The sequence below is a fragment of the Chthonobacter rhizosphaerae genome (assembly GCF_013839525.1).
GTDB lineage: Bacteria > Pseudomonadota > Alphaproteobacteria > Rhizobiales > Pleomorphomonadaceae > Chthonobacter > Chthonobacter rhizosphaerae.
This window is the reverse complement of record NZ_JACDIS010000014.1, coordinates 79,111-85,110: the sequence shown is the minus strand read 5'-3', so window position 1 is coordinate 85,110 and position 6,000 is coordinate 79,111. Positions and strand designations below refer to the sequence as shown.

At 72.3% G+C, this 6,000-nt stretch carries 6 protein-coding genes and 1 pseudogene; 6 read left to right on the top strand and 1 reads right to left on the bottom strand.

Going from position 1 to position 6,000, the window contains the following annotated elements:
* Positions 1-348: pseudogene (locus HND91_RS19725) on the top strand (gfo/Idh/MocA family oxidoreductase); the annotation flags it as partial.
* Positions 349-491: 143 nt separating this feature from the next.
* Here HND91_RS19725 and HND91_RS19720 read toward each other — a convergent pair.
* Positions 492-1,100: an EF-hand domain-containing protein gene (locus HND91_RS19720; RefSeq protein WP_181708322.1), complete on the bottom strand. Its 609-nt coding sequence runs from the start codon at positions 1,098-1,100 to the stop codon at positions 492-494.
* Positions 1,101-1,367: 267 nt separating this feature from the next.
* On the opposite strand from HND91_RS19720, the gene HND91_RS19715 reads away from it, so the two are divergent.
* From HND91_RS19715 to truA, 5 genes are all read left to right on the top strand, one after another.
* Positions 1,368-2,096: a response regulator gene (locus tag HND91_RS19715; RefSeq protein WP_181708321.1), complete on the top strand. Its 729-nt coding sequence runs from the start codon at positions 1,368-1,370 to the stop codon at positions 2,094-2,096.
* Positions 2,093-3,526, top strand: a complete 1,434-nt coding sequence (locus tag HND91_RS23255; RefSeq protein WP_210272804.1) for an ATP-binding protein — start codon at positions 2,093-2,095, stop codon at positions 3,524-3,526. The genes HND91_RS19715 and HND91_RS23255 overlap by 4 nt, the downstream gene beginning before the upstream one ends.
* 80 nt (positions 3,527-3,606) lie before the next feature.
* Positions 3,607-4,131, top strand: a complete 525-nt coding sequence (def, locus tag HND91_RS19705; protein WP_181708320.1) for a peptide deformylase — start codon at positions 3,607-3,609, stop codon at positions 4,129-4,131.
* Positions 4,132-4,251: 120 nt separating this feature from the next.
* On the top strand, positions 4,252-5,184 hold the full coding sequence (gene fmt / locus HND91_RS19700; protein ID WP_181708319.1) for a methionyl-tRNA formyltransferase: 933 nt from the start codon (positions 4,252-4,254) through the stop codon (positions 5,182-5,184).
* A 1-nt stretch (position 5,185) separates the two neighbouring features.
* Positions 5,186-5,929, top strand: coding sequence for a tRNA pseudouridine(38-40) synthase TruA (gene truA / locus HND91_RS19695; RefSeq protein WP_181708318.1), 744 nt, complete (start codon positions 5,186-5,188; stop codon positions 5,927-5,929).
* The last annotated feature ends 71 nt before the right edge of the window (positions 5,930-6,000 follow it).

Genomic DNA, 6,000 nt, shown 5'->3' with positions numbered 1-6,000 from the left:
GTCTATGGCGAGACCGGCGGCCTGGAATGGCACCAGGAGGAGCCGAACCATCTCTGGTACACGCCGCTCGGCGAGGGCAAGCGGCTGATCACCCGGGGCGGCCCGGGCGCGGGCCCGGCGGCCAAGCGGGTGACGCGCACGCCCTTCGGCCACCCGGAAGGCTACCTGGAAGGCTTCGCCAACATCTACGCGGAAGCCGCCCGCGCCATCCGGGCCGCCCGCACCGGCGCGGCGCCGGACCCGGACGTGATCTATCCGACGGTCGACGACGGCGTGAAGGGCATGCGCTTCATCGACGCCGCCGTGCGCTCGTCCGCGGCCGGAGGCGCGTGGACCGAGCTCGGGTGACGAGGGCCGAGGAGGTAGGACCCGTTCCTTTCTAGGGGAGGGTCCGGCGAAACCGGGCAAGACGTCGCGATCCGATCGCCGACGCGGAGCGTGCTTGAACCCGCCGCCCGCCGGAACCTGGCGGGCGGCGGGTTCGCGTCGCCTTACGGGGTGTCGTCGCCCTCGTCGGCGTCAGGGCCGGCGTCCGGGCCGCCCATCGGGCCCATGCCGGGTCCGCCCATGGGGCCCATGCCGCCGCCGCCCATCGGGCCGCGGCCTTCGCCGCGATCGCCGTTCCACCAGCCGCGCCAGCCGCCGTGACGGCCTTCGCCATGCCGGCGGTCGGCCGGCGCGAGAGCGCCGTCGCCGTCCCGGTCCATGCGGGCGACGAGGCCAGCGGTGCGGCGGTCGAACTCCTCGCGGGTCACCTGGCCGTCGCCGTCCCGGTCGAGGCGCTGGAAGGCGCGGACCATGCGCTCCCGGTGCTCGGCGTTGTAGAGCTGCTCGAACTGCTGGATCGACATGCTCTGGCCGTTGGCGCCGGCCGCCGTGGTGAAGCGCTGGGCCTGGACCGCGTCGATCTCCTCCTGGGTGACCTTGCCGTCCTTGTTGGTGTCGTAGCGCTCCATCAGGTTCATGGCGCCCATGCCGTGGCCGCCGTGGCGCCCGCCATGGCCGCCCCAGCCGCCGCCATGGCCCTGACCCGCGTGGGCGATCGGCATGGCGGCGACGAAGGCGGTGGCGACGAGGGCCGTCCAGGTGAGGGTCTTCATGGGTATTCTCCTTGACCTTTCTCATCCGCCGGCCGGCGGGGCCGGTCTGCGGAGGGCGGCTGTGATCGCCGCCGACATGCTCAAGATAGGTGGCCTTTGTCGCGGAACTTCGTCCCGGAACGGCCGAAGTGTCGCCGCCCGTCACAGGGCCGGGGCCTGATACAGCTCGATACAAGTTCCCCTGGCCGGGCGGGGAAAAAGCGGCGAGATAGAGGGAATGGCGCCCCGCGCGCCCTCCCCCGTTCCCGAAGCCGCCCACGCCCGACCATGACAGACCCCGCCCCGCACATCCTCGTCGTCGACGACCACCGGGACATCCGCGACCTGATCGGCCGCTACCTGACCAAGAACGGCTTCCGGGTGACGACGGCCGAGAACGCCGCGGTCGCCCGCAAGGCCATGAAGGCGGCGGCCATCGACCTCGTGGTGCTGGACATCATGATGCCCGGCGAGGACGGCCTCTCCTTCTGCCGCCACGTGCGGGAAAGCGGCGAGACGCCGGTGATCCTGCTCACCGCCATGGCGGAGGACACGGACCGGGTGGTGGGCCTGGAGATCGGCGCCGACGACTATGTGACCAAGCCGTTCAACCCGCGCGAGCTTCTCGCCCGCATCCGGGCGGTGCTGCGCCGGACCCAGGCCGTGCCGAAGGCGCGCGATCCCCTGTCGGCGAGGAAGCTGGCGTTCGACCGCTTCGTGCTGGACGTGGGCCGGCGCGAGCTGGTGGACGAGACGGGCGTCGGCTCGCCCCTCTCGACGGCCGAGTTCCAGCTGCTCGCCGCCTTCCTGAAGCGCCCGAACATGGTGCTCTCCCGCGACCAGCTGATGGACCTCACCTCCGGCCGGACCCCGCAGGTGTTCGACCGCTCCATCGACAACCAGGTGAGCCGGCTGCGCAAGAAGATCGAGCACGACCCGAAGGCGCCGCAGCTGATCAAGACCGTGTGGGGCGGCGGCTACATGTTCGCCGCCGACGTGACGGAGATGGACGCGTGACCCTTCGCCTCGTGCCGAGAAGCCTCGCCGGGCAGCTGATCGCCCTTCTCCTCGGCGCGCTGGTGCTGGGGCAGATCCTCAGCGCGGTCTATTTCGCCGTCAACCGCCGGGACGCCATCGAGCAGGCGATCCGCGAACAGGTGCTCGCCCGCACCGCCGCCCTGGTGCGGGTGGTGGAGGACGTGCCGACGGACGTGCAGCAGCGCCTGGTGGCGGCCGCGAGCACGAGCCGGGTGAGCTACACGGTGACGCCCGATCCCATCGTGGCCGCGCGCGCGCCGGACGGGGGCGAGGACGGGGACGACTTCGAGGCCTCCGTCCTCAGCGACGCGTTCGACGGCCGGGAGGTGCGGGCGGAGGTGCGCGGCAGGCCCCTGCGCGACTTTCGCGAGCGGCGGCACGGCCGGCCGGACGCCCGGGGCGAGCGCGACGAACGGGACGGCGGCCCGCCCGGCTTCGGCCAGCGTGACCGGCAGCGCCCGATCATCCCGGTGGTGAGCGTGTCCGCGCGGCTGTCGGACGGCCGCTGGCTGAACGCCGAGACCATCCTGCCGCGGCCGAACCTCTGGGCCTGGCCCATGCTGATCCAGACCGGCCTCGTGGCCGCCACCATCGTGCTGGTGGCGGCCTTCATGGTGCGCCGGATCACCCGCCCCTTGCGCGACCTCGCCCGCGCGGCCGACCGCATGGGCCGCGGCGAGACCGTGGACGCGCTGCCGGAGACCGGCCCGGAGGAGGTGCGCCGCACGGTGCACGCCTTCAACGCCATGCACGACCGGGTCCGCCGGTTCGTGGCCGACCGGACCCGCATGCTGGCGGCGATCAGCCACGACCTCCGCACGCCGCTGACCTCCCTGCGGCTTCGGGCGGAGTTCGTGGACGACCCGGACGTGCGCGACAGGATCGTCGAGACCGTGGACGAGATGAGCCGGATGACCGAGGCGACCCTGGCGTTCGCGCGCGACGACGCGCTCGCCGAGGAGAGCCACCGCACGGACCTCGCCGCCCTGGTGACGGCCGTGGCGGACGACTTCGCCGACCTCGGCCACCCGGTGACCGTGACCGGGCCGGACAAGCTGGAGCTGGAGGTGCGGCCGGTGTCGCTGCGCCGGGCGGTGCGCAACCTCGTGGAGAACGCGGTCCGCTACGGCGCCTGTGCCCGCCTCACCGTGGAGGCGACGCCCACCGAGGCGCTGATCCTGGTGGACGACGACGGACCGGGCATTCCGGCCGACCGCCTGGAGGAGGTGTTCGAGCCCTTCGTGCGCCTGGAGGCCTCGCGCAACCAGGACACGGGCGGCGTCGGGCTCGGCCTGTCCACGGCCCGGTCGATCGTGCGCCGGCACGGCGGCGACCTCACGCTCGCCAACCGGGAGGGCGGCGGGTTGCGGGCCACGATCCGCCTGCCCAGGGCGACGGGACGGGGCTGACGCGCGTCTCCGGGATCGTCCGCAATCAGGCGGATGAGCCGGATATTGACCGGGGTTCCGGCTTCCCATATCTCCGATCCATGTCCATCCGTCCCCTCGTCATCCTTCCGGATTCGCAGCTCCGTCTCGTGTCGTCGCCCGTGGGCGAGATCACCGCCGACGTCCGTCGTCTGGTGGACGACATGTTCGAGACCATGTACGACGCGCCCGGCATCGGGCTCGCCGCCATCCAGGTGGGCGTGCCGCTGCGCGTGGTGACGATCGACGTGTCGCGGGACGAGGACGGGCGCGCGCCGCAGGTCTTCATCAACCCGGAGATCCTGAAAGTTTCCGACGAGGTGTCCACTTACGAGGAGGGCTGCCTGTCGATCCCGGAGTATTTCGAGGAGGTCGAGCGTCCGTCCCGGGTGACGGTGCGCTACCGCGACCTTTCCGGCGAGACGAAGGAGGTGGACGCGGACGGGATCCTGGCCACCTGCCTGCAGCACGAGATCGACCACCTGAACGGCATTCTGTTCATCGACCACATCTCCAAGCTGAAGCGCGACCGGGTGGTGCGCAAGTTCACCAAGCAGGCGCGGGACCGGGCCAAGGGCGTCGCCTGAGCGGACGGCCGGGACGGTCGCCGCCCGCCCGGGCGCCGGACGGTCGATCGGACGCGCGGGCTCGACCTCGATCCTCATGTCGGCTACACCGCCTGACGCTTCGTCTCGCCGGGATCGCTGATGCCGCTCAAGATCGTCTTCATGGGCACGCCCGATTTCGCGGTGCCGGTGCTCGTCTCGCTCATCGGCCACGGCCACGACGTGGTGGCGGCCTACACGCGCGCGCCCCGGCCCGCCGGGCGGGGCCTTTCCGAGCGGCGCTCGCCCGTGCACGAGCAGGCCGACGCCTTCGGGGTGCCGGTGTTCACGCCGCGAACCCTGAAGGACCCGGACGCCCAGGCGGTGTTCAAAAGCCACGACGCGGACGTGGCGGTGGTGGTCGCCTACGGGCTCCTCCTGCCGAAGCCGGTGCTCGACGCGCCGGCCCACGGCTGCCTCAACCTCCACGCCTCCCTCCTCCCCCGTTGGCGCGGGGCGGCCCCGATCAACCGCGCCATCATGGCCGGCGACGCGGAGACCGGCGTGATGGTCATGCGCATGGAGGAAGGGCTCGACACCGGGCCGGTCGCCATGGCGGAGCGGCTGCCGATCGGCCCGGACGTGACGGCGGGCGAACTCCACGACCGGCTCGCGCCGCTCGGGGCCGACCTGATGATCCGGGCGCTCGGCGGCCTGGAGCGCGGCGGCCTGACGTTCACGCCCCAGGCGGCGGAGGGCGTCGTCTACGCCCACAAGCTCACCAACGAGGAAACCCGGATCGACTGGTCACGCCCGGCCAAGTCCGTGCACGACCACGCCCGCGGCCTCGCGCCCTTCCCGGGTGCCTGGTTCCAGGCGGACCTCGGCAAGGGGCCGGAGCGGGTGAAGGTGATCCGCACCGGCCGGGCGGAGGGCGACGGCGCGCCGGGGACGCTTCTGGACGAGGACGGCAAGGTGGCGTGCGGCGACGGCGCGGTGCGGCTCGTCACCGTGCAGCGGGCCGGCTCCAAGGCCATGGCCTTCGCGGACTTCGCCCGCGGCGCCCGCCTCGCCCCGGGCGCCCGGTTCGGCTGACATGCCCCGCTACAAGATCCACGTGGAATACGACGGCACGCCCTTCGTGGGCTGGCAGCGGCAGGCGGACTGGGCGGGCGAAAGCGTCCAGGGCCTGATCGAGACTGCCATCCTGATGTTCACCGGCGAGCGGGTGACGCTGAAGGGGGCCGGGCGCACCGACGCGGGCGTCCACGCCACCGGCCAGGTGGCGCACTTCGACCTGGAGACGCCCGTGCGGCCGGGGACGATCCGCGACGCCGGCAACGTGCATCTGCGGCCGTGGCCGGTGACCATCGTGGACGCCGAGGCGGTTGACGACGGGTTCGACGCCCGCTTCTCGGCGCGCCGTCGCCACTACGTCTACCGGATCTTCGACCGCCGCTCGCCGCCGACCCTGGAGCGGCACCTGGTCTGGCACGTGCCGAAGCGGCTGGACGCGGAGGCGATGCATGCGGCGGCCCAGCGGCTTCTCGGCCACCACGACTTCACCACCTTCCGGTCCACCCACTGCCAGTCGGCGAGCCCGATGAAGACGCTGGACCAGCTGGACCTCCGCCGGACCGGCGACGAGGTCCGCGTGGAGACGTCCGCCCGCTCCTTCCTGCACAACCAGGTACGGTCCATGGTGGGCAGCCTGCGCAAGGTGGGCGACGGCAGCTGGACGAGCGACCAGCTGTTCGCGGCCCTGAAGGCGGCCGATCGCACGGCCTGCGGGCCGGTGGCGCCGCCCGGCGGGCTCTGCCTCGTCCGGGTGGACTATTGAGCGGGCCGGGACGGCCCAGTCCCCGGCCAACCTTACAAAGATTTAATCGATTAGATCTCTTACGGGGCTAA

Bases quoted from the DNA above. Each gene is read 5' to 3' on its own strand.
- HND91_RS19720 (WP_181708322.1), bottom strand. From the start codon at position 1,100: ATGAAGACCCTCACCTGGACGGCCCTCGTCGCCACCGCCTTCGTCGCC.
- HND91_RS19715 (WP_181708321.1), top strand. From the start codon at position 1,368: ATGACAGACCCCGCCCCGCACATCCTCGTCGTCGACGACCACCGGGAC.
- def (WP_181708320.1), top strand. From the start codon at position 3,607: ATGTCCATCCGTCCCCTCGTCATCCTTCCGGATTCGCAGCTCCGTCTC.
- fmt (WP_181708319.1), top strand. From the start codon at position 4,252: ATGCCGCTCAAGATCGTCTTCATGGGCACGCCCGATTTCGCGGTGCCG.
- truA (WP_181708318.1), top strand. From the start codon at position 5,186: ATGCCCCGCTACAAGATCCACGTGGAATACGACGGCACGCCCTTCGTG.